Annotated in this window: 10 protein-coding genes; 2 read left to right on the top strand and 8 right to left on the bottom strand. The window is 66.6% G+C overall.

Translation table 11 applies throughout. The annotated features are described in order from the left end of the window. Positions 1–95: 95 nt before the first annotated feature. Entirely contained in the window at positions 96–1,052 is a 957-nt protein-coding gene (pfkB, locus tag ACDH77_RS12030) for a 1-phosphofructokinase (protein ID WP_014090420.1), read from the bottom strand. Next, positions 1,049–3,592 carry a phosphoenolpyruvate--protein phosphotransferase gene (gene ptsP, locus ACDH77_RS12025; RefSeq protein WP_372353465.1) on the bottom strand — a complete coding sequence of 848 codons (2,544 nt, stop codon included), beginning with the start codon at positions 3,590–3,592 and terminating at the stop codon, positions 1,049–1,051. The genes pfkB and ptsP overlap by 4 nt, the downstream gene beginning before the upstream one ends. Positions 3,593–3,753: 161 nt before the next feature. On the opposite strand from ptsP, the gene ACDH77_RS12020 reads away from it, so the two are divergent. Continuing rightward, complete coding sequence (locus tag ACDH77_RS12020) at positions 3,754–4,752, top strand: LacI family DNA-binding transcriptional regulator (protein WP_008571279.1); 999 nt, start codon at positions 3,754–3,756, stop codon at positions 4,750–4,752. A gap of 344 nt (positions 4,753–5,096) precedes the next feature. On the opposite strand, the gene ACDH77_RS12015 is transcribed toward ACDH77_RS12020, so the two are convergent. The 3 genes from ACDH77_RS12015 to ACDH77_RS12005 are packed head-to-tail and all read right to left on the bottom strand — an operon-like array spanning position 5,097 to position 10,261. Continuing rightward, a complete protein-coding gene (locus ACDH77_RS12015; protein WP_011347809.1) occupies positions 5,097–8,267 on the bottom strand; it encodes a multidrug efflux RND transporter permease subunit in 3,171 nt (1,056 codons plus the stop codon). 12 nt (positions 8,268–8,279) lie between these two features. Continuing rightward, on the bottom strand, positions 8,280–9,587 hold the full coding sequence (locus ACDH77_RS12010; RefSeq protein ID WP_031423116.1) for an efflux RND transporter periplasmic adaptor subunit: 1,308 nt from the start codon (positions 9,585–9,587) through the stop codon (positions 8,280–8,282). Positions 9,588–9,601: 14 nt separating this feature from the next. Next, positions 9,602–10,261, bottom strand: a complete 660-nt coding sequence (locus ACDH77_RS12005) for a TetR/AcrR family transcriptional regulator (protein WP_008571360.1) — start codon at positions 10,259–10,261, stop codon at positions 9,602–9,604. A 278-nt stretch (positions 10,262–10,539) separates the two neighbouring features. Here ACDH77_RS12005 and ACDH77_RS12000 point away from each other — a divergent pair, with 278 nt between their 5' ends. After that, positions 10,540–15,549, top strand: coding sequence for an NAD-glutamate dehydrogenase (locus ACDH77_RS12000; protein WP_008571359.1), 5,010 nt, complete (start codon positions 10,540–10,542; stop codon positions 15,547–15,549). Positions 15,550–15,778: 229 nt separating this feature from the next. Here ACDH77_RS12000 and ACDH77_RS11995 read toward each other — a convergent pair whose 3' ends face one another. The 3 genes from ACDH77_RS11995 to ACDH77_RS11985 all read right to left on the bottom strand — a co-directional run bounded on the left by ACDH77_RS11995 (position 15,779) and on the right by ACDH77_RS11985 (position 22,797). Beyond that, positions 15,779–17,206 (bottom strand): DHA2 family efflux MFS transporter permease subunit, encoded by a 1,428-nt coding sequence (locus tag ACDH77_RS11995; protein WP_008571358.1) that lies wholly within the window; start codon positions 17,204–17,206, stop codon positions 15,779–15,781. Positions 17,207–17,685: 479 nt separating this feature from the next. Then, the gene (locus tag ACDH77_RS11990; RefSeq protein ID WP_008571357.1) at positions 17,686–18,672 is read right to left on the bottom strand and encodes an HD-GYP domain-containing protein; all 987 of its coding nucleotides are present in this window, start codon (positions 18,670–18,672) and stop codon (positions 17,686–17,688) included. Between the two features lie 30 nt (positions 18,673–18,702). Continuing rightward, on the bottom strand, positions 18,703–22,797 hold the full coding sequence (locus ACDH77_RS11985) for a CHASE domain-containing protein (protein ID WP_372353464.1): 4,095 nt from the start codon (positions 22,795–22,797) through the stop codon (positions 18,703–18,705). Between the last annotated feature and the right edge of the window lie 71 nt (positions 22,798–22,868).

Genomic DNA, 22,868 nt, shown 5'->3' with positions numbered 1-22,868 from the left:
GTTATGCGTGGCGGTGACGCGCGCGATCTGCCGCGGTCTGCAACTGCCGGCCCGACGCCGCCTGGGTGCATGCATCGGCAGTGGCCAATGGCGGCTCATGACAGCATTTCGATCACGACCTCGGTTGCGGCGCGGCGCACGCCCTCTGGCGTAATCCGGCGCGCGTCGCCGCTTTCCAGCCGGCACATCGAAAACGCCGTGGCCAGCCGTGCGCACTGCTCCAGCGTGGTCGCGGCATCGAGCGAGGCGGCGGCCAGGCCGGCCACCATCGCATCGCCTGCGCCCACGCTGCTGCCGTGCGCCAGGCGTGGCGGGCGGGCGATCAGCCGCTGGTCGCGTTGCACGAACAGGGCGCCTTCGGTGCCCATCGAAATGACCACCAGCTGGATGCCGCGGGCGATCAGTTCGTGCGCGGCGGCGCTAAGTGCGCCGTGATCGTTCAACGGGCGGCCGGTCCAGGCTGCGAGTTCGTCGCGATTGGGCTTGACCGCGTACGGCAGCGCCTGGCGCGCGGCTTCCAGCGCTCTCACCAGCGGCATGCCGCTGGTGTCCAGCAGCACGCGCGCACCGGCCGCGCTGGCCTGGGCCTGCAATTGCGCCCAGCTGTCGTCCGGCAGCCCGGCCGGCAGGCTGCCCGACAGCACCACCGGCAGGCCGGGGCGAAGCAATGGGGCGAGATGGTCGGCCACGCCTTGCAGGTGCGCAGGCCCCAAGCGCAGGCCGGGCAGGTTGATGTCGGTGGTGTCGTTGCTGCGCGCGTCGACCAGCTTGAGATTGGTGCGGGTTTCGCCGGCCACGCGCTGGCAGTGATCGGCGATGCCGCGTTCGCGGAACAGCGCTTCGAACACGCCGGCGTTGCCGACCCCGAGCACGCCCAGCGCGGCAACCTGGCTGCCCCAGTCGGCCAGGCACGCGGCCACATTGATGCCCTTGCCGCCGGCATCGTTGCGCACGCTGCTGGCGCGGTGCACGGCGCCCGGCTGCAGGTGTTCGAGCTGGATGGTCTGGTCGATCGCCGGGTTCAGCGTGACGGTGATGGCCTGCAGGCTCATGCCTTGTCCTCGCGCTTGGCTTCCAATGCGCGCACCTGTTCGGCGGTTTCGCAGGCCAGCGCCTGTTCGGCGAGGTGTTGCAGCTGGCTCAACGCGGCGCCGCGCAGGCGTGCCTTGACCGCCGGGATGTCGTTGGGCGTCATCGACAATTCCTGCACGCCCAGGCCGGCCAGCAGGCTGGCGCCGAACGCATCGCCGGCCAGGCCGCCGCAGACGCCGACCCAGCGATCGTGCTTGCGCGCACCGTCAATGGTGCTGCGGATCATGCGCAGCACCGCCGGGTGCAGGCTGTCGGCTTCGGCGGCCAGCTCCGGGTTCTGGCGGTCGATCGCCAGCACGTACTGGGTGAGGTCGTTGGTGCCGATCGAGAAGAAGTCTGCGTGGCGCGCCAGCACGTCGGCCTGCGCGGCGGCGGCCGGCACTTCGATCATGATGCCGATCGGCACCTCCGGTGCGTCGAGGTCGGCACGGAGGCGTGCGCAGATGGCGCGCAGCGCCACCAGTTCCGGCACCGAGGTGATCATGGGGAACATGATCGACAGCCGCGCCCCGTCCTTGGCGGCGCGATACAGCGCACGCAGTTGCGGCTCCAGCAGGTCGGGGCGACGCAGCAGCAGGCGCGCGCCGCGCACGCCGAGGAACGGGTTTTCTTCGTGCGGCAATTCCAGATGCGCCACTTGCTTGTCGCCGCCGATATCCAGCGCACGCACGATCAGCGGGCGGCCATCCAGCGCCTGCGCCATCGCCAGGTAGGTGGCATGTTGTTCGTCTTCGCTGGGCGTGCGGCCGCTTTCCAGGAACAGGAATTCGGTGCGCATCAGGCCAACGCCTTCGGCGCCCTGGGTCAGCGCCATCGCGACCTGGTCGGGCAGGTTGACGTTGGCGCCGATGTCGATGTGGTGGCCGTCGGTGGTTTCGGCCGGCAACGCGCGCTGCGCGGCTTCGCGCTCGCGGATGGCCTGCTGCTCGGCGATATGGGTGCGGGCCGCATCCAGATCCTGCTCGGACGGGTCGATGTACAGGCGCCCGCTGCTGCCGTCGATGATGGCGGTGACGCCGTCTTCGATCTCCAGCAGCTGGCCGCCGGCCGCGACCAGTGCCGGCAGGCCGAGCGTGCGCGACAGGATGGCGGTGTGCGAGGTCGGCCCGCCCTGCGCGGTGGCCAGGCCGAGCACGCGCGCGGTATCCAGGTTGGCGGTGTCCGAGGGCGACAGGTCGCCGGCGAGCAGGATGCACGGCTGCTCGGGCAGGTCGGTAAGGCCGGCGCCGGCGGCGGCCGGGTCGAGCTGGGCCAGCACGCGGCGGCCGACATCGCGCAGATCGGCCGCGCGGCCGACATCGCGCAGATCGGCCGCGCGGCCGGCCAGCACCGGGTTGCCGAGGGCGGCCAGGCCGGAAGCGATCTGTTCCACCGCCTGGTGCCACGACCACGCCACACCGTGGCCTTCGACCATCAGCTGGCAGGTGCGGGTGATCAGGTCGGTGTCGTTGAGCAGTTCGGCCTGGGCCTTGAAGATGGCCGCGTCCGAGGCGCCGAGCCGGCGCTGGGTGTCGTCCTGGATTGCCGCCAGTTGCTGGCGGGTGCGGGTCAGTGCGTCGTGCAGCAATGCGCCGCCATCGCCCAGGCCGACCGGTTGATCGGCGACCTCGGTCTGCGCGGCGCGCAGGCGGTGCACGATGCCGATCGCCACGCCCGGGCTGGCGCCGATGCCGACGATGGCCGGCTGCGCCTGCGGCGGCGTCCAGCCGGCCACCGGGGCAGCGCGGCGTTGCGCGGCACGCTCGGCATCGGCTTTTTCCTGCGCGGTGAGGCTGTCCATGACGGCGCGCAGGCGCTTGAGCAGTTCCGCTGCGTCGCTGCCTTCGGCCGAGACGGTGATGCTGTCGCCGGCACGCAGGCCCAACTGCAGCAAGCCCACCAGGCTCTTGGCATCGGCGGCCTGGTCGCCGGCGCGCACCTGCGCACGGGCCGAGAAGCCGCGCGCGGTTTCGGCCCAGCGGGTGGCCGGGCGCGCATGCAGGCCGCTGGGGTAGGCGATGGTCCATTCGAATGTTTCGGCCAGATCGGTGGCCGGCGCGGCATTGGTCTCGGGCGCGCGGTCGCCGGTGAGCGCGGCGACGATCACGCCGGGGTCGTCGGTGCTGAACAGCGTTTCGAGCTGGGCCGGGTCCTGGATCAACCGGGTCAGCCGGCGCAGCAGGGTGATGTGGGTATCGGACTGCGCGGCGATGCCGACCACCAGCCGGGTGATCTGGCCGGGGTTCCATTCCACGCCATCGGTGAGCTGCAGCACCGCGATGCCGTCGCGGCGCACCAGGTGGCGGTCTTCGCCGACGCCGTGCGGGATCGCCAGGCCGTGGCCCAGGAAGGTATTGGCCAGGCCTTCGCGCCGCCGCATGCTGGCGTCGTAGCCCGGCGCGACGCAGCCGGCCGCGACCAGCAACTGGGCGGCCTGGGCGATGGCGTCGTCCTTGTCGCGGGCAGAGGCGCGCAGGCGCACAAGGTCGGGGGTGACGGGGGCGGGCGACGGAGAGGACAAGGCGGGCTCCGGATGAGGTCGGGCTGGGAAGTATAGTGGGAACGTTCCCACGATCCAGGTCAATGTGCGGTGCACAAAAACGCTGTAGTGCTTTCGGGTTAGCATCAAGAACGACACCGCGCCTGGGTCAGGGTGCGCAAAATGGAGCGGGAACGGTCCCAGTGAGTATCAGCATCAATGACGTGGCCCGCGTGGCCGGAGTTTCCAAGTCCACGGTGTCGCGCGCGCTGGGCAGCGGCCCGGTCAGCGAGGAAGTGCGTGCCAAGGTGGAAGCGGCGGTGCGCCAGACCGGCTATCGGCCCAACCTGATGGCGCGGCGATTGCGATCCCAGCAATCCGGCATCCTGGGGGTGATCGTGGCCGACATCCGCAACCCGTACTTCACGGCGCTGATCCGTGCGGTGGAAGAGGTCGCCTACCGGGCCGGTATGCGCGTGACGCTGTGCAATACCGATGAAGATCCCGAGCGCGAGGCGCTATACCTGGAGTTGATGCAGGAAGAACGCATCACCGGGCTGATTTTTGCGCCGACCCGGGTCACGGTGGGGCGCATGCACGAGCTGGCGCTGGATTACCCCACCGTGCTGGTGGATCGCGCCGGCCCCGGCAGCCGCTACGACAGTGTGGTGCTGGATAACGGCGCGGCCATGGCCGAGCTGGTGGCGCATCTGCAGGCGCAGGGCTACCGGCGCATCGGCGGGCTGTTCGGCAGCACCAGCACCACGGCGGCCGAGCGCCGCGATGGTTACCTGGCCGCGATGCGCGCGCAGGGGCTGCAGCCGGATTACCGCGAAGTGGCGCCCACCGCCGAGGCGGCGATTGCCGAGTTGGGTGCATGGCTGGCCAACGACCAGCGGCCCGAGGCCATCGTGACCAGTAACAGCCTGCTGCTGATGGGCGCACTGAAGGCTGCACGCACCGCCGGCCTGCGCCTGCCGCAGGATCTGGCCCTGGCCGGGTTCGACAACGAGCGCTGGACCGATCTGGTCGAGCCGGGCATCACTGTCGTCGAGCAGCCGGTGGAAGACATGGGCCGGGCGGCGATGTCGCTGCTGCTGGAACGGTTAAGCAATCGGCAATTGCCGATCCGCCGCTTGGTCATGACTGGACGTTGCGTGGTGCGTGGGTCGACTGCTGCGCGTATGCCGGGCGTGGTGTAGAGCGGCGGCGAGGGTCTGTTGGGTGCGGTGGGTTTGACGGGAATGCGTTCGCGCCCGAGTGCGCTCCTACAAAGAGGGCCGTCTGCCGTGGATTGCGGACCTGCGCGATGCCGGCGAACCGGAGGTGTCACTTGCCGTGATTGTTCAGGCCCCTTGCGCCGATCATTGCAACCTGCCGACATCGCCGCCTCGTAGGAGCGCACCTGGGCGCGACGGGCGTTTTCGGTAGTGCGTTCGCGCTCCGGTGCGCTCCTACAAGGGGCGGATTCGCAATGGTTTCCACCGATGCTGCACAAAAAAAGCCCCGGCATTGCCGGGGCTTTGATTTGCATCTACTGCCTGACTCAGCGATCCGGGCGGTGGGTTCCGCCATCGTTCTGCACGGCCAGATATTCCTTGGACTGCTCGTCCAGCTTGTCGCCCAGCATGCGGCGCACCACCACGAAGAACAGCGGGATGAAGATCACGCCGAGCACGGTGGCGAACACCATGCCGCCGATCACGCCGGTACCGATGGAGTGACGCGAGTTGGCGCCGGCACCGGTGGAGATGGCCAGCGGCAACACGCCCAGGATGAAGGCGAACGAAGTCATCAGGATCGGGCGGAAGCGCAGGTGCGCCGCTTCCAGCGTGGCCTCGCGCAGGGTCTTGCCCGCCGCACGCTGCTCAACTGCAAATTCCACGATCAAGATCGCGTTCTTGGCCGCCAGACCAATCACCGTGATCATGCCGATCTTGAAGTACAGATCGTTCGGCAACCCGCGCAACATCGAGAAGGTGATCGCGCCCAGCACGCCGATCGGCACCACCAGCAGCACCGCCACCGGAATCGACCAGCTCTCGTAAAGCGCGGCCAGGCACAGGAACACCACCACCACCGACAGCGCCAGCAGCAGCGTGGCCGCATTACCGGCGATGATTTCCTGGTAGGACATGCCGCTCCAGTCGAAACCGAAGCCCGGCGGCAGATCGTTGTTGACGATATCTTCCATCGCGCTCATCGCCTGGCCGGAACTGCCGCCCGGAGCCGGGTTGCCGACGATGTTCACGGCGGAATAGCCGTTGTAGCGGTTCAGGGCCGGCGAGGCGTAGTTCCACTCGGCCTTGACCACGTTGCTCAGCGGGATCATGGCCGGCTGACCGTCGGCACCGGTGGCGGTGGCGCTGGGGGTAAAGAAGTTGCGCAGCGACTCGGGGCCGGCGCGGAACTGATCGTCGGCACGCATGTTGACGCGCTTGATGCGGCCCTCGGCGAAGTAGTCGTTGACGTACACCGGCGCCAGCATCAGCTGGATCGAGCTATAGATATCGCTGACATCCAGGCCCATCGATTGCGCCTGCACGCGGTCCACGTGCAACTGCAGCTGCGGCGAGTTTTCCAGGCCGTTCGGACGCACGCCGACCAGGGTGTCCTGCTTCTCCGCCGCCTTGCCGAGCACGATGTTGCGCGCATTGATCAGCGCTTCCTGGCCGGCACCGGAACGGTCCTGCAGCCACATGTCGAAGCCGCCAAACTGCCCCAGGCCCTGCACGGTGGGCAGGTTGACCACGAAGATCTGCGCGCCCTTGATGCCGTAGAAGGCGCCATTGAGTTGCTGGATCAACTGCTCGGCAGTGACGTCGCGTTCTTCCCACGGCTTGAGCCGGATGAAGCCCATACCGACGTTTTCGCCCGAGCCCAGGAAGCTGAAGCCGGCGATCTGCAGCATGCCTTCCACGGCCGGCTGCTTCTCCAGCACCGCACGCATTTGCGCGAACGCCTCGTTGGTGCGGATCTTGGTCGCGCCCGGCGGCAGCTGCACGATGGCCACGGCAAAGCCCTGGTCTTCTTCCGGCAGGAAGCTGCCCGGCATGCGCGTGAACAGGAAGCCGCACAGCACCACCAGCGCCACGAACGCGATCATCCATGGCGGCGAGCGCTTGAGGGTATGGCCCACCACGCCGACATAGCGATGCGCCAGCTTGTCGTAGTACTTGTCGAAGGTGCGGTAGACCCAGTTCTTCTTGGTCGAGTGGGTCGACTTGAGGAACGCGCCGCACAGCGCCGGCGTGAAGCTCAACGCCAGGAACGCAGAGAACCCCATCGACATGGCGATGGTCAACGCGAACTGCTTGTAGATCGCACCCGAGGCGCCGGGCTGCAGCGAGGAGGGGATGAACACCGCTGCCAGCACCACGGTGATGGCCACCACCGCGCCGGTGATCTGGGTCATCGCCTTCTGGGTGGCCGCCTTGGGCTCCAGGTGCTCCTCGCTCATGATGCGTTCGACGTTCTCGATCACCACGATCGCATCGTCCACCACGATACCGATCGCCAGCACCATCGCAAACAGCGTCAGCTGGTTGATGGTGAAGCCGATCATGTACATGCCGAAGAACGTGCCCAGCAGCGCGACCGGAATCACCAGCGTGGGAATCACGGTGGCGCGGAAGTTCTGCAGGAACAGCAGCATCACCAGGAACACCAGCACGATGGCTTCCACCAGCGTGTGGATCACTTCCTCGATGGAGATGCGCACGAAGGTGGTCGATTCGTACGGCGCAAACCAGGTCACGCCCTGCGGGAAGGTCGGCTGCAGTTCGTCGAGCTTGGCGCCGACCGCCTCGGACACGTTCAATGCATTGGCGCCCGGCAACAGCTGGATACCGAAGGCACCGGTGGGCTTGCCGTTGTACTGGGTGTCGAAGCCGTAATTGCTCGGCCCCACGGTCACGCGCGCAACGTCCTTCAGGCGCACGGTGGCGCCGTTGTTGTCGGTGCGCAGGATGATGTTCTCGAACTGCTCGGGCGAGCTGAAGCGGCCTTCCGCCGACACCGTGGCGGTGAAGCTGATGCCTTCCGGGGTCGGGTCGGCGCCCACCGAACCGGCAGCGAACTGCACGTTCTGGTTACGCACCGCGGTCAGCACCTGGGTCGCCGACAGGTTGTAGCCCTGCAGTTTCTCCGGATTCAACCAGATGTTCATCGCGTACTCGGCGCCGAACTGGTTGGTGCTGCCCACGCCGGGCACGCGCGAGATCTGCTCGAGCACACGCGAACCGACGATGTCGTTGAGCGCGTCGCGGTCGATCGAGGGGTTGTCCGAGCGCAGTGCGGCCACCATCAGGAAGCCGGCGTTGGCCTTGGCCACCACCACGCCCTGCTGGGTCACTTCCGAGGGCAGGCGCGGCGTGGCCAGCGACACCTTGTTCTGCACCTGCACCTGCGCGATATCCGCGTCGGTGCCTGTTTCGAAGGTCAGGGTGATGGTCACGCGGCCGTTGGCGGCCGAGGACGAGTTGAAGTACAGCAGGTGGTCGATGCCGGTGAGCTGCTGTTCGATGACCTGGGTCACCGCCTTTTCGGCAGTGTCGGCGCTGGCGCCGGGGAAGTTGGCGGTGACGGTGACCTGCGGCGGGGCGATCGTCGGGTACGACTCGATACCCAGATTCAGGATCGAGATCACGCCCGCAAGCGAGATCAGGATCGCCACCACCCACGCAAAGACCGGGTGTTCGATAAAAAACTTAGGCATGTCCGGGTTCCGTCACTGCTGCTTGGACTGGGAGTCGGCCGGCTGCGCGGCCGCATCCTGCGTGGGCTGTTGCTGGGCGGCCGGCGCCGCTGCATCGGCCTTGTCGGCGGACGGTGCGGCTTTCGCGTCGCCGCCCTGTGCCGCGCCGGGCGCCGCGCCCGCTGCGCCGGGCTGGCTGCCTTGTGCCGGCTTGTTCGGATCCCACGGCACGCCCTTGGCCGGCTGCCCTTCCTTGGCCTTCTGCACGCCATCGACGATGACCTGATCGCCCGGGGTCATGCCGCCGGTGACGATCCACTGGCCCTTCTGCTGGCCGTCGACGGTCAGGTTCTTGCGGACCACCTTGCCGTCCTTGCCCAGCACCAGGGCGTAGGGTCCGGTGGCATCGCGCTGCACCGCCTGCTGCGGCAGCAGGTAGGCATTGTTGCGCTGGCCCAGGCTGGCCTTGAAGGTCACGAACGCGCCTGGCAGCAGCGATTGTTCGGGGTTGGGCAGGGTGGCGCGCAGCGACACCGCACCGGTGCTCGGGTCCACCGTCACCGCAGACACGTCCAGCGTGCCGGGGTGCTGGTACTGCGTGCCGTTGCCCAGCTCCACATTGATGGACGACTTGCCGTCGCCGCTCAGCTGCACGTTGCCGCTGCTCTGCGCCTGACGTAGGGCGGCCAGTTCTTCGCTGCTCATGGCGAAGTTCACGTACAGCGGGTCGATCTGGTCCACGGTGGTGAGCAGGGTGGCTTCACCGGCACCGACCAGCGCGCCTTCGGTCACGCGCTGAATGCCGGCGCGGCCGGTGATCGGCGAGGTCACGGTGGCGAAGCCGAGCTGGATGCGCGCAGCTTCGACCGCGCCGCGCGCCTGCTGCACGTTGGCCCCGGACGAACGCTCGTTGGCTTCGGCGGTGTCGATGTCGGCGCGCGAGACGTACTGCTGCGGCGCCAGGCTGCGTGCACGCGTCGCGGCGATCTTGGCGTTGGTATAGGTCGCTTCGGCGGCGGCCAGCTGGCCCTGCGCCTGCAGCAGCGTGGCCTTCAGCTGCGAGGGGTCGATCTGGAACAGCGGCTGGCCCTCTTTGACGTTGGCGCCTTCGGTGTACAGGCGCTTGAGCACCACGCCGTCCACGCGCGCGCGCACGTCCGCCGAACGGTACGCCGACAGGCGGCCGACCAGGTCGCGTTCCAGCGGCAGTGTCTGCGGCTTCATCTCCAGCACCGAGACTTCCGGCGGCGGCGGTGCCTGCTGTTGTTCGGGCTTGCTGCAGGCAGCCAGCGCCACGGTGATGGCACAGGCCAGGCCGAATGTGCGGAGCGGGGCAATCATCAGGGGGAACTCCGTTAGGGTCTTGAAGTGAGAAGCGAAGGTGGTGGCGACGTCGGCGCGGCAGGAGCCGGAGCAAACGCACGCAGGAAGGTGTCCACGGCGAACTGCGCCCATTGCTGCCTGGCGGGAAGGCCGGCGCGATGGGGGACTTGAAACCGTTGGCGGTCGAAATCCAGCCCGACGATCATGCTCAGCAGCAGTTCGGCCATGAAGTGCGGATCGTCATGCCGCAGTTGGCCGGCGTCGATCGCCTGTTCGAAGCGATGCGCCAGGCGCTGCTGCATGCCGACCACGCCGTCGTGGAAGATCTGCTGCGACTGGTCGGGAAACCGGTGCGACTCGGCCTCCACCAGACGGCAGGTCTGTAGCACATCGGGGTTGTTCAAACGGTCAAGATGGGCCAGCGCGAAGGCCAGCAGATCTGCGCGGAGATCGCCCGAGACCGTGCCTAGCGGCCCGGCCGCCAGGTGCACGTGGTCCTGCAGCACGTCGCGCAGCAGGTTTTCCTTGCAGCCGTAGTAGCTGTACAGGGTCTGCTTGGAACAGCCGGCCCGCTCGGCCACCGCGTCCATGCTCAGCCGCATGCCACGCTCGGCAAGCAGCGCATGCACTGCCGCATGGATGCGGCGGTCGCAGTCCGAACGCCGGGCAGCACGGTGGGAACGAGGGATCATGGCGGTAGACTATACCGTCCAGTTTAGTTTTTAAACAGGCTTGACGGCCGCAGCGTTGTCTGCACAACGCCTTCTGTGCCAAGCCTTTGGCCGGACTTTGCCGGTTGTGGCGGTCCAGCCCCGCCTTCCCGCCGCTGCGTTCTCGTCGCTACATGGATGTCGTGCTTTTGCATGCCGCCGGGGGCGATCGTGGGCCGCACATTTGCGCTATGCAGCAAGGCGTCGTCACCGCGCACCGGTACAATTCAGGTTTTCCACCGAGCATTCCAGCTCTACTCATGACAGCCAAGAAAGCCGCTTCGAAATCGTCCACGACGTCGGTCAAACCGGTCGCCGAACGTGCCGTCCCCGTGCTTGCCACCGAACCGCAGGCGGTTACCCTCGAGCCGGTGTTTGCCGCGTTGCGCAAGCGCTACCCGGCCGCCCGTCAGGCCGAAGTCCAGGCGTTCGCCGCCGACTTCTACCGGCGCATGGAGGAAGACGAATTCCCGAACCATCCGCCGGAGCAGTGGGCGGCGCTGGCATCGGACATGCTGGAGTTCGCGCGCGCGCGCAAGGCCGGCACGGTCAACGTGCGTGTCTTCAACCCGACCTTGAAGAGCCACGGCTACGAGTCGCCGCATACCCTGCTGCAGATCGTCAACGACGATATGCCGTTCCTGGTGGATTCGGTCAGCATGACCCTGGCCGACCTGGGCATCGGCGTGCACGTGCTGGGCCACCCGGTACTGCGCATCGCGCGCGACAAGTCCGGCAAGCTCACCGCAGTGGGCGAGGGCAAGGGCGAATCGCTGATGGTGCTGGAGATCGACCGCCAGCCGCCGGAAGAAATGCCCAAGCTGGAAGCGGCCGTGCGCAAGGTGCTGGCCGAGGTGCGCGCCATCGTGCAGGACTGGTCGGCGATGCGCGAGCGCATGGTCATGCTGGCCGACGATCTGGCGACCCGCCGCCTGCCGATCGACGACATCAACCGGCACGAGGCGCAGGAGTTCCTGCGCTGGGCCGCGGCCGACCACTTCACCTTCTTCGGCTACCGCGAGTATCGGGTGGAGAAGCAGGGTGGCCAGGATGTGCTGGCACCGCTGGAAGAGACCGGCCTGGGCCTGCTGCGCGGTCGCGACACCTCGCCGGCGCGTCCGGTGACCACGCTGGCCGCGCATGGCCTGAATGCCTCGTCCAAGCTCAAGGATGCGTTGATCCTGACCAAGACCAATGCACGCTCGCGCGTGCATCGGGTCGGTTACATGGATTACATCGGCATCCTGGAATTCGACGCCAAGGGCCGCATCGTCGGCGAGCAGCGCTTCCTGGGCCTGTTCACGTCCAGCGCCTACAACCGCCGCCCCTGGGAAATTCCGCTGGTGCGTCAGCGCCACGAATACGTGATGAGCAAATCGGGGCTGACCCCGAGCAGCCATAGCGGCAAGGCCTTGCGCCACATCCTGGAAACGCTGCCGCGCGAGGAGCTGTTCCAGTCCAACGAAGAAGAGCTGTACCGCACCGCGATGGGCATTCTCGGGCTGCAGGAGCGCGTGCGTAGCCGCCTGTTCCTGCGCCGCGACAAGTACGGGCGTTTCATCTCGGCGCTGGTGTACATCCCGCGCGAACGCTTCAACACCGATGTGCGCCTGCGCATCGAAGCCTTGTTGAAGGATGCGCTGCACGGCGAATACATCGACTCCAGCGTGGTACTGGGCGAATCGCCGCTGGCGCAGCTGCACCTGATCGTGCGCCCCAAGAGCGGCGAGGCGCTGGAGTTCAACACCACCGAACTCGAATCGCGGCTGGCGCACCTGCTGCGCAACTGGCGCGATGCCCTGCGTGAGGCATTGGTTGCGCGGCATGGCGAGGCCAACGGCCTGCGCATGGCGGCCAACTTCGGTCGCGCACTGCCGGCCGGCTATATCGAAGATTCCTCGATCGAATCGGCGGTGTCCGACGTCGAGCATCTCGCCTCGCTGGATGGCCCGGACGACCTGCATCTGAGCCTGCAGGAAATCCGTCGCGACGACGGCATGCGTCTGGACGCGGGCGAAGGCCTGCGCCTGAAGCTGTACCGCCAGCTCGACGACATTCCGCTGTCCGATGCGATGCCGATGATGGAAAACATGGGCCTGCGGGTGATTTCCGAGCGGCCGTATCGGCTGCAGGTCGGCGACACCCCGGTCTACATCCAGGATTTCGAGGTCGAATCGACGTCCGGCAAGATCAATGCCGCACACGCCGATGCCAGCTTTGGCGAAGCGTTCGAGCGCATCTGGAACGGCGATGCCGAAAACGACGGCTTCAATCGCCTGATCCTGGCGGCCGGCCTGCATTGGCGCCAGGTGGCATTGCTGCGCGGCTACTGCAAGTACCTGCTGCAGACGGCGGTGCCGTTCTCGCAGGCCTACGTCGAAGCCACCTTCACCCGTTATCCGTTGCTGGCGCGCCTGCTGGTGGAATTGTTCGAAGCACGCTTCGACCCGTCCACCGGCAGCGAGACCAAGGCGCAGATCTTCGCCGGCCAGGAGCGCCTGCGCGAAGAACTGTCTGCGTTGGCAGGCGGCGACGAGGCCACGCTCAAGGCGCTGGACGCCGTGCTGGAAGCACGTGGCGGCGATCGCAACGCGCAGCAGGACGCTACCCGCGCCACCTTGCTCAAGCTGATGGACCGCGTCTCCAGCCTGGACGAGGACCGCATCCTTCGCAGCTTCATCGATGTGATCGATGCGACCTTGCGCACCAATTACTACCAGACCGACAAGAACGGCAAGCACCCCCACTGCATCAGCTTCAAGCTGGATTCGGCGCGCGTGCCGGACCTGCCCAAGCCGCGTCCGTATCGCGAAATTTTCGTCTACGGCCCGCGCGTGGAAGGCGTGCATCTGCGCTTCGGCGCAGTGGCGCGTGGCGGCCTGCGCTGGTCGGACCGCCGCGAGGATTTCCGCACCGAAGTGCTGGGCCTGGTCAAGGCGCAGATGGTCAAGAACACTGTCATCGTGCCGGTCGGCGCCAAGGGCGGTTTCTACGTCAAGCGTTCGCCGGTCGGCGGTGATCGCGATGCCATCCAGGCAGAAGGCATCGCCTGCTACAAGCTGTTCATCCAGGGCCTGCTCGACATCACCGACAACATCGTCGGCGGCAAGATCGTGCCGCCGCCGCAGGTGGTGCGTCACGATCAGGACGACCCGTACCTGGTGGTCGCGGCCGACAAGGGCACCGCCACGTTCTCCGACATCGCCAATGGTCTGGCGCTAGACCACGGCTTCTGGCTGGGCGACGCGTTCGCCTCCGGTGGCTCGGTCGGCTACGACCACAAGGGCATGGGCATCACCGCACGCGGCGCGTGGGAATCGGTCAAGCGCCACTTCCGCGCCATGGGCCGCGATTGCCAGAGCCAGGACTTCAGCGTGGTCGGTATCGGCGACATGTCCGGCGACGTGTTCGGCAACGGCATGCTGCTTTCAAGACATATCCGCCTGCTGGCCGCGTTCGATCACCGCCACATCTTCCTGGACCCGAACCCGGATGCAGCGGTGTCCTTCGCCGAGCGCGATCGCCTGTTCAAGTTGCCGCGTTCCAGCTGGGCCGATTACGACGCCAAGCTGATCAGCGCCGGTGGCGGCATCTATCCGCGCACGCTCAAATCCATCGACATCAGTGCACCGGTGCGCGAAGCGCTGGGCCTGGACGCCAACGTCAAGCAGCTCTCGCCCAACGAGCTGATGAACGCCATCCTCAAGGCGCCGGTGGACCTGTTCTGGAACGGCGGTATCGGCACCTACGTCAAGGCGGCCAGCGAATCGCACGCCGATGTGGGCGACCGCGCCAACAACGGCCTGCGCGTCAACGGTGGCGAGTTGCGCTGCAAGGTGGTGGGCGAGGGCGGCAACCTGGGCCTGACCCAGCTGGGGCGTATCGAAGCGGCGCAGACCGGCGTGCTGCTCAACACCGACTTCATCGACAACTCGGCCGGCGTGGACACCTCCGATCACGAGGTCAACATCAAGATCCTGCTCAACGACATGGTGCAGGCCAAGAAGCTCACCTATGACGCGCGCAACAAGCTGCTGGCGTCGATGACCGATGAAGTGGCCGATCTGGTGCTGTGGGACAACTACCGGCAGAACCAGGCCATCAGCCTGATGGAGCGCATGAGCGTCAAGCGGCTCGGCTCCAAGCAGCATTTCATCCGCACGCTGGAACTGCAGGGCCTGCTGGACCGGCAGATCGAGTTCCTGCCCTCCGATGCCGAGCTGTCGGCACGCAAGGCGCGTGGTCAGGGCCTGACCCGGCCGGAGCTGTCGGTGTTGTTGTCGTACTCCAAGCTGGTGGCGTTCCAGCAGCTGCTGGAATCGGACATTCCCGAAGACCCGTACCTGTCCAAGGAATTGCAGCGCTACTTCCCGCAGCCGCTGCAGAAGAAGTACGCCGATGCGATGGAGCGTCACCGCCTCAAGCGCGAGATCATCGCCACCGCGGTCACCAACACCACCATCAATCGCATGGGCGCCACCTTCCTGATGCGCATGCAGGAAGACACCGGCCGTAGCATCGGCGAGGTTGCCAAGGCCTATACCATCAGCCGCGAAACGCTGGATGCGCGCGCGCTGTGGACGCAGATCGATGCGCTGGACGGCAAGGTGCCCGAGTCGGTGCAGATCGACGCGCTGGAAGTGATCTGGCGCCTGCAACGCTCGTTCGTGCGCTGGTTGCTGCTGCGCCCCGGCCAGATGCCCGGCATCACCGCGGCGGTGGAGCGTTACCACGGCCCGTTCAACGACATTCGCGTGGCGTCGGGCGTGCTGTCGGACGCGCAGCGCCCGCAGTACGAAGCCAGCGTGCAGGAGTGGCAGGACAAGGGCCTGACCCCGGCACTGGCGCAGCAGTTGTCCGAGCTGCGGTATCTGGAACCGGCCTTCGACATCATCGAAACCGCACGCACCCGCAAGCTCAAGCCGGTGGACGTTTCCAAGGTGCACTTCCGCCTGGGCGAAGCGCTGCGGCTGCCGTGGCTGTTCGAACAGATCGACGCACTGGAGGTCAACGGCCGCTGGCATGCCGTGGCACGTGGCGTGTTGCGCGACGAGCTGGCCGCGCATCAGCGTGCGCTGGTGGGCCAGGTGCTGACCATGTCCGGCAGCAGTGCCGAGGACAAGGTCGCCAACTGGATGGCGCGCGACGATTCCAGCCTGCGCTTCACCCTGGCCATGCTCGCCGACGTCGCCGAGCAGAAGACCCTGGACTACCCGACCGTGTCGGTGGCAGTGCAGCGGTTGGGCCAACTGGCTGCGCACGGGGTGTAAGTGGCCTAGTGCCGCGGTGGCGGAGCGAACGCTTCGCTATCGTGGTGGTCGCGACAGCGCCGTGATTGAGTCGATGCAGAGGCCGCCTCCGGGCGGCCTCTTGCGTGCAGGGCATGGTGCACGGCGTACGCCCACGTGTCCTGAGTGCGGCGCCCGCTGGATGTCCAGGCGCTATGTTGTGCGGCTCAAGTACAGGGCCAACACAGGCCGCCCTGCAGGCGGGCCCGGCTTACGCCCGATGCCCGCTCATTTCCTGCCCGGCATGCTTGTCGAAGCGTACGTGCCACCAGGTGGCGCTGAGCGAAATCAGGCTGACGATGCAAAAGGCCAGCGAGAAATCGCTCTGATGCGGCGTTGCGTGGCCGCCGGCCAGCATCGCCAGGTTGAGGATCATCGCGCCGGCACACACGCCGACCGAGAGCATGAGTTGCTGCAAGGTCGTATACAGGCTGCTGGCGCGGCTCATGCGCGCGGCCGGTACGTTCTCGTAGGCGATGGTGTTGTAGGCGGCAAATTGAAACGACATGAAGGCGCCGCAGCACAGCAGCAGGCCGAACATCAATGCCGGCGGCCAATCGGGGCGGAAGAACGCGCACACCATATAGCCCAGGCTGGCGAGTACGCCGTTGCCGATCAGGCTGTTGCGATAGCCGAAACGACGCAGCAATTGCGGGGTGATGCTGCGCATCAGCAGTGCGCCGAGCGCGGTGGCCAGGATCAACCGGCCGCTGTGCGCGGCGCTCATGCCGAAGCCGATCTGGAACAGCAAGGGCAACAGAAACGGCTGCGCGCCCTGGGTGATGCGCATCAATGCACCGCCGATCACCGACAACCGGAACGAGGCAATGCGCAACAAGCTCAGGTCCAGCAGCGGAGCGGGGTGGTGACGTGCGTGCCAGAGATAGCCCAACCCAGCGCTGCCGCCGATCGCCAGCAGCCAGCTGGCTTCGCCGATGCCGTTTTGCTGGCTGACCATTTCCAGGCCGAACAGCAGGCAGCCCAGTGCGGTACCGCACAGCACGAAGCCGCGCAGATCGAAACGCGCCGGCGTCGATTCGGTGGGAATCTCCGGAATGAAACGCCGCACCAGCAGGAAACCGGCAATACCGATCGGCACGTTGATGTAGAAGATCCAGCGCCAGTCCAGGTACGAGACGAAAAAACCGCCCAGCGGGGGGCCGAGCATCGGGCCGATGAAGGCCGGCACCAGTGTCCAGGCCATGGCCGACACCAGGTGGCGTCGTTCCACCGTGCGCAGCAGGATCAGCCGGCCCAGCGGGGCCATCATGGCGCCGCCCGCACCTTGCAACACACGTGCGGCGACCATGGTGGGCAAGCTGTCGGCCAGCGAACACAGGATCGAGCCACCGACGAATACCCAGATGGAGGCGCCGAACACGCGGCGCAGGCCGAAGCGGTCGGCGATGGCGCCACTTGCCGGGATCAGCACCGCCAGCGCCAGCAGGTAGCTGGTCATCGCGATGCTCATGGCTGGTGCCGCTACGCCGAAATCGCGCGCCAGGGTCGGCAGCGCGGTGGCCAACACAGTGGCATCCATCTGCTCCATGAAGATGGCGCACGCCAGGATCAGCGAGATGATGCGGTAATCGGGATAACGCGGCGGCGTAGCGCCTGCCTCGGACACGCTGGAGGACATCGGACTCTCGGTTGCGGGGCCGCGCCGCCTGCGCGGCAGACGACAGCAGGAGCGGCCCGCGTCGCACGGTGTTGTGCGGCGCAACATAGGTATTGTCTGCTGGTGTGGGGCGGGGTTCAAGCGCACGTGGGTAACAGTGCGTGCTTGTGGATGCAGACGCGGCGTCTTGGTGGCGGGTGTTGGCGTGATGCAAAACGTGGCGGCTAACGCGGCTGGCGCTGACGTGAGCGCGCGATGGCGATGTGGGATGCGCGAAGTGATACATCGTGGGGTGGTTGTCCCCGAGCTGCCCGCACCCCCATCCGGCGCGACGCGCCACCTTCTCCCAGAGGGAGAAGAATCAAGATGCGGCACGCGGACAGTGATCGCGGCTGGGGAACGCCCCTCTCCTGCGGGAGAGGGGTTGGGGTGAGGGTAAGGCGAAAGACAGCCCACCTGACATCGCGAATGGGCGGTTGCCTGACCTGCCCGAATCAGCGCTAGGCCGCAGGGCTGTCCCAAGCGTCCTTGATCTGCAGAATCTGCGGCAACGCGTCGTGGAAATGCTGCACCAGGCGCGGTTCCAGTTGCTTGCCTGCCATGCTGTCGAGCTTGCGCAGGGCGTCTTCCACCGTCCAGGGCGCCTTGTAGGCGCGTCGTCCGCAGAGCGCATCGAAGACGTCGGCCACCGCCACGATGCGTGCCGATTCGGGAATCGCCTCGCCCGACAAGCCTTGCGGATACCCGCTGCCGTCCCAGCATTCGTGATGATGCAGCGCGATTTCCGCTGCCAACTGAAACACCGGACCGCGGCCGTGGCGCAACAGGTCATGGCCGGCTTGCGGGTGCTGGCGCACCACCGAGCGTTCGTGTTCGTCCAGCGAATCGGGCTTTTGCAGGATGCTGCCTGGCACTGCGATCTTGCCGGCGTCGTGCAACGGGGCGGCGTCCTGCAGGGTCTGCGCCTGCTGCGGCGACCAGCCCACCGCCTCGGCCAGGACACGCGCATACACCGCCATGCGCCAGATATGCGCGCCGGTGTCGGCGTCCTGGCCCTGGCCGGCGGTGCCGAGCAGATGGATCGCCTCGCGGTATTGCTGGGCAAGGCGTGCGTTTTCGGCCAGCTTCAACTGGGTACCGATGCGTGCCTTGAGCAGCGCAGGCGAGTAGGGCTTGCTGACGTAATCGGCCGCGCCCGCTTCCAGCCCGAGGCGTTCGTCGTGTTCGCTGTTGCGCGAGGTCACGAACAGGATGGGGATGGCGTTGCTGGACGGCTGCTGCTTGAGCGCGCGCGCCACCGCATAGCCGTCCATGTCGGGCAATTCGACATCCAGCAGGATCAGCTTTGGGGCGTGGCGGCTGACCGCATCCAGGGCTTCGCCGCCGGATTTGGCGAATACCAGCGCGAAGTCATCGCGCAGCAGCTGGCGCAGGGTGGCCAGGTTGCTGGACTCGTCGTCGACACAGAGCAGGGGGCGGGACGGCATGGTGATCCTTGCCAGACGCTCGGGGAGCGATCAGTGCGGGTGGGTGGCCTGCCACTCGCGCAACGTGGCTTCGGCGCGGCGGAAGTCGAAATCTTCGACCGCGCGTTGCAGGGCTTCCTGCAGTGCGCGCGGCAAGCGTGGCGCACAGATCAACAGCGCATGGTCGATCTGGTCGGCATCGTCGCTGGCAAAGGCCGATGTCAGGATCTGCACGCTGTCTGCATCCAACGCAACGCCCTCCTCGTCGGCGGCAACGTCGCTGTCGCCATGCTGCAAGAATGCCCGGATCGCGTCGGCGGTGCGCTGCATGACGTCCTTCAACGCAATCAGCGATGCGGTGATGTCGTGTCCTTCCTCGATACGCGTCTCCAGGTCGCCGGCTGCACCGGCCAGGGCCGGCAGCGCGAGCGAGCCGGCCGCGCCGCGCAGCTTGTGCGCCATCGCGCCGATGGCCGGCAGTTCGTTGCGACGCAGATGCTCGGCGGCTACCTCAGCCGGGTCCGGGTTGTCGCGCAGCAGCTTGATCAGATAGCGCGCATAGGGTTCGCGCTCGCGCCACAGGCTGCGCGCGCGTGCGGCGTCCAGCAGTTCCGGGTCGCTGTATTCCCATTCGGGACCGGCGTGCGCCTGCGCCTCGTGCGGAAGAGATGGAATACGCCGTGTGCCCGGCTGCAAGAAATGACGAATGGCAGTGACCAGTTCTTCGACGTTGAATGGCTTGGCGATAAAGCCGTTCATGCCTGCTTCCAGCGCTTTTTCCTGCTGCGGGCGGAACGCGCCGGCGGTCAGCGCGATCACCGGCAGGCTGGCCAGGGCCGGGATCTGGCGTAACCGGCGCGTGGCCTCGTAACCGTCCACCACCGGCATCTGCACATCCATCAGCACCAGGTGGAACAGGTTGGGCGCGCGTTTGAGCGTACTCACCGCCTGTTCGCCATCGTGGGCGACGGTGACCATGGCGCCTTCGCCCTCCAGAATGCGCTGGGCGACTTCGCAATTGATGTCGCTGTCGTCGACCAGCAGCAGGTGGGCGCCCTCCAGGCGTCGCGCAACGAATGTCGGCGTGGCAGGGCGGGTACCCGGGCGTTGCTCGAGCAGTTGTTCGACCAGCCGGTGCAGGGCCGCGCCGGTCACCGGCTTGGTCATCACCGCATCCAGATCCTGCTGCTCGGGATGCTGCTCCAGCAGGCGGCGCTCGTAGGCGGTGACCATCACGATGACCGGATGCGGGCCGGGCGTGGCGCGTGCACGAATCTCGCGCGCGATGGCCACCCCGTCGATATCGGGCATGCGCCAGTCGAGCAGGAAAATATCGTAGGGCTCTGCAGCGTGTTCGATGGCCTGCAGTGCGGCCTGTCCGCTGGCCACCGCATCCACGCGCCAGCCAAGTTCGGTGGCGATGCGCACCAGGTTGTTGAGCGCTGCATCGTGGTCGTCGGCGATCAGCACGCGCGGCATCGCTTCCGGCGGCAAGGCCGGCAATTCGCGCTGTGCCTGCGGTGGCGCGGATTTTTCCAGCGTCACCACAAAATAGAATTCGCTGCCGCGGCCGGGTACGCTTTCCACTTCCAGTTCGCCGCCCATCAATTCGACCAGGCGCCGGCTAATGGTCAAACCCAGGCCGCTGCCGCCGTAACGCCGACTGGTGGACGTGTCGGCCTGCAGGAACGGCGAGAAGATCACGCTCTGCTTTTCCTTGGAAATACCGATGCCCGTGTCGCGGACCGAAAACAGCAGCTTGAACTTGTTGGGGTCGCCGCTGGGGAAGCGGCGTACCGACAGCACCACTTCGCCCTGTTCGGTGAACTTGATCGCATTGCCGACCAGGTTGACCAACACCTGGTTGATGCGCAGCGCATCGCCCAGCAGCCAACGGCTGTCGCGTGGCAGGGGTTCGACGATCATTTCCACCGGTTTGGCGCTGAGCGAGGAGCGCATCAGGTCGGCGATGTTATCGAACAGCTGGTTCAGATCGAACGGCGCGCATTCCAGATCGATACGCCCGGCCTCGATCTTGGAAAAGTCCAGGATGTCGTTGATGATCTCCAGCAACGTGCGCGCGGAACGATCGATCTTGGCGACCATGTCCTGCGCGGCGCCGGGCAGTTCGCTGCGCTGAAGCAGGTACAGCATGCCCAGGATGGCGTTCATCGGCGTGCGGATTTCGTGGCTCATGTTGGCCAGAAAATCGGATTTGGACTGATTGGCGCTCTTGGCCGCATCCATCGCCAGGCGCAGCTGTTTTTCGTGCAGCTTCTGCTCGGTGAGATCCACCGCCACGCCGAGATAGCCGATCACCTGGTCGTGGTCGTCGCGCAGGGTGCTCAAGGTCAGCAGCACCGGCAGGCGACGCCCGTCATGGCTCACGTAGGTCCACTCGCTGGTGTCGCTGCGACCCAGGCTGGTGAGCGCGGCGATCGCCTCCAGCGTATGCGCCACCGGCGTACCGGTCTGTTCGGCCAGCATGTGCGCGCGCTCCTGCAGTTCCTCGGGCTCGACGAACTGGCTGGCCTTGCGTCGTCCGATCACTTCTGTCGCGCTGTAGCCCAACAGTTTTTCGGCGGCCGGATTGAACAGGGTGACGAAGCCGCTGGAATCGATGGCGATGATGGCGTAGCCGGCGTGTGCCAGGATCGCGCGTTGCAGCACCGAGAACTTCACCAGCTCGCTGGTGCGTTCGGCGACCTGGTGTTCGAGCGAGGCATTGAGGTCGATGATGCGTTGATGCGAGCGCACGCGGTCGGAGATGTCGCGGAAGAAATGCGAATGGCCGCTGAGCGTGCCTTCGCTTTCGATGATCGGCGCCTTGCTGGCCAGCACATGCACCTGATGCCCGTCGCGATGGCGCATGGTCTGCGCCGCCGATGCGTTGCCCGCCAGTGCCGCGTCGGCATGGTCGACCTCAGGCATCGCATACGGCTGCGGCGACAGCAGCATGGTCAGGTCCTGATCGATCGCCTCGTCGGCCGTGTAACCGAACATCGCCTCGGCGGCCGGATTCCAGTGCGTGATACGGCCATCCGGGGTTTCGGCAACGATGGCTTCGCTGGAATGGCTGACCAGCGCGGCCAGTTCCATCTGCTTGCGCAGCACTTCCTCGCGGCGCAGCCCATTGCTGAAATACAGCACCAGCAGGGCGGCAAACAGGACCGCGGCGGCCATCACCAGCCCGCCGATCAACCAGGGCGAACTCTGGTTGAGCGATGCGACGAAGCCGGCGGTGGGGTGGGCGGTGATGACCCAGGTGCGGCCGTAGATCGGCAACAGCCGCACCACCGGCGGACGCAGCGCGCTGTCGCTGGCTGGCGTGCCGCTGCGATAGAAATTGTGGGTGGGCTCATTGCGGTCGGACAGGTCCAGCGCCACGTCGTCGCGCTCACCCAATGCGCTTCGCACCATCTGCTCGACGCTGAAAGGCGCATACACCCAGCCGCTGGTGGCGAGCATGCGCTGTTGCGGGGTCTGCAACGGCATGCCTTCCCGATAGACCGCGAGCAGCACCAAAAAGCCGCTTTCGCTGGGAACGCGGTAACCGGAGAGCGAGATCGGCGAGGTCATGACCGGCTCGCCGCTGCGTGCGGCCTGCAGGGCGGCAGCACGCCGGCGCGGCTCGGAGGCGATATCGATGCCGAGCGGGCGGTTGCCCGAGGATTCCGGCTCGAAATACAGCACCATGTAACGCTCGCCATCCCATGGCGCCAACGGCCGGCGATGGATGTCCGGCGCGCCGTCGGCACGCGCGGCCTGCAGAAACGCGGCTTCGTCGGCCGGGGCGACCCGATGGATGTAGCCGTAACCCAGCACCCCGGGAAACTCGCGCGGATAATCCCGCGAGCGGCTATACAAGGTGAAGCGTTCTCGACTGATGATGTCGCTGCCCGCGCCGATCACCGCACCGCGTGCGCCGCGCAAGCCATGCTCGAAGGTGGACATGCGCTCGCTGATGTTGCGCGCCAGCGTACGCACTACGTAGTCGAAGCGTTGCTGGCGCTCGAGCTCGTTCTGCCGTTGCAGCCACACGCCGGTGACGATGGCGGCAACCAGGCCGGCGCTCAGAATCAGCAGTGCACCAAAGAATGCGCGACGCCCGTATGTCCTGCGCAAATCCCAGCGGCCCTTCGGCATGTTCGTTCCTTCGCCTTGCCTGTTACGTGCCCAGAGTGCTGGCCGACCTGCGTCGACCTCGTGGTGCCGCC

Origin of the sequence: Xanthomonas axonopodis pv. maculifoliigardeniae, assembly GCF_041519315.1 — a bacterium.
GTDB lineage: Bacteria > Pseudomonadota > Gammaproteobacteria > Xanthomonadales > Xanthomonadaceae > Xanthomonas > Xanthomonas euvesicatoria.
The sequence above is the reverse complement of the archived record's forward strand: the minus strand, read 5'-3'. Positions and strand labels throughout refer to the sequence as shown.

Coding starts and splice junctions, on each gene's coding strand:
- ACDH77_RS11990 (WP_008571357.1), bottom strand. CDS start 18,672: ATGCCGTCCCGCCCCCTGCTCTGTGTCGACGACGAGTCCAGCAACCTG.
- ACDH77_RS11995 (WP_008571358.1), bottom strand. CDS start 17,206: ATGTCCTCCAGCGTGTCCGAGGCAGGCGCTACGCCGCCGCGTTATCCC.
- ACDH77_RS11985 (WP_372353464.1), bottom strand. CDS start 22,797: ATGCCGAAGGGCCGCTGGGATTTGCGCAGGACATACGGGCGTCGCGCA.
- ACDH77_RS12005 (WP_008571360.1), bottom strand. CDS start 10,261: ATGATCCCTCGTTCCCACCGTGCTGCCCGGCGTTCGGACTGCGACCGC.
- ACDH77_RS12010 (WP_031423116.1), bottom strand. CDS start 9,587: ATGATTGCCCCGCTCCGCACATTCGGCCTGGCCTGTGCCATCACCGTG.
- pfkB (WP_014090420.1), bottom strand. CDS start 1,052: ATGAGCCTGCAGGCCATCACCGTCACGCTGAACCCGGCGATCGACCAG.
- ACDH77_RS12000 (WP_008571359.1), top strand. CDS start 10,540: ATGACAGCCAAGAAAGCCGCTTCGAAATCGTCCACGACGTCGGTCAAA.
- ACDH77_RS12015 (WP_011347809.1), bottom strand. CDS start 8,267: ATGCCTAAGTTTTTTATCGAACACCCGGTCTTTGCGTGGGTGGTGGCG.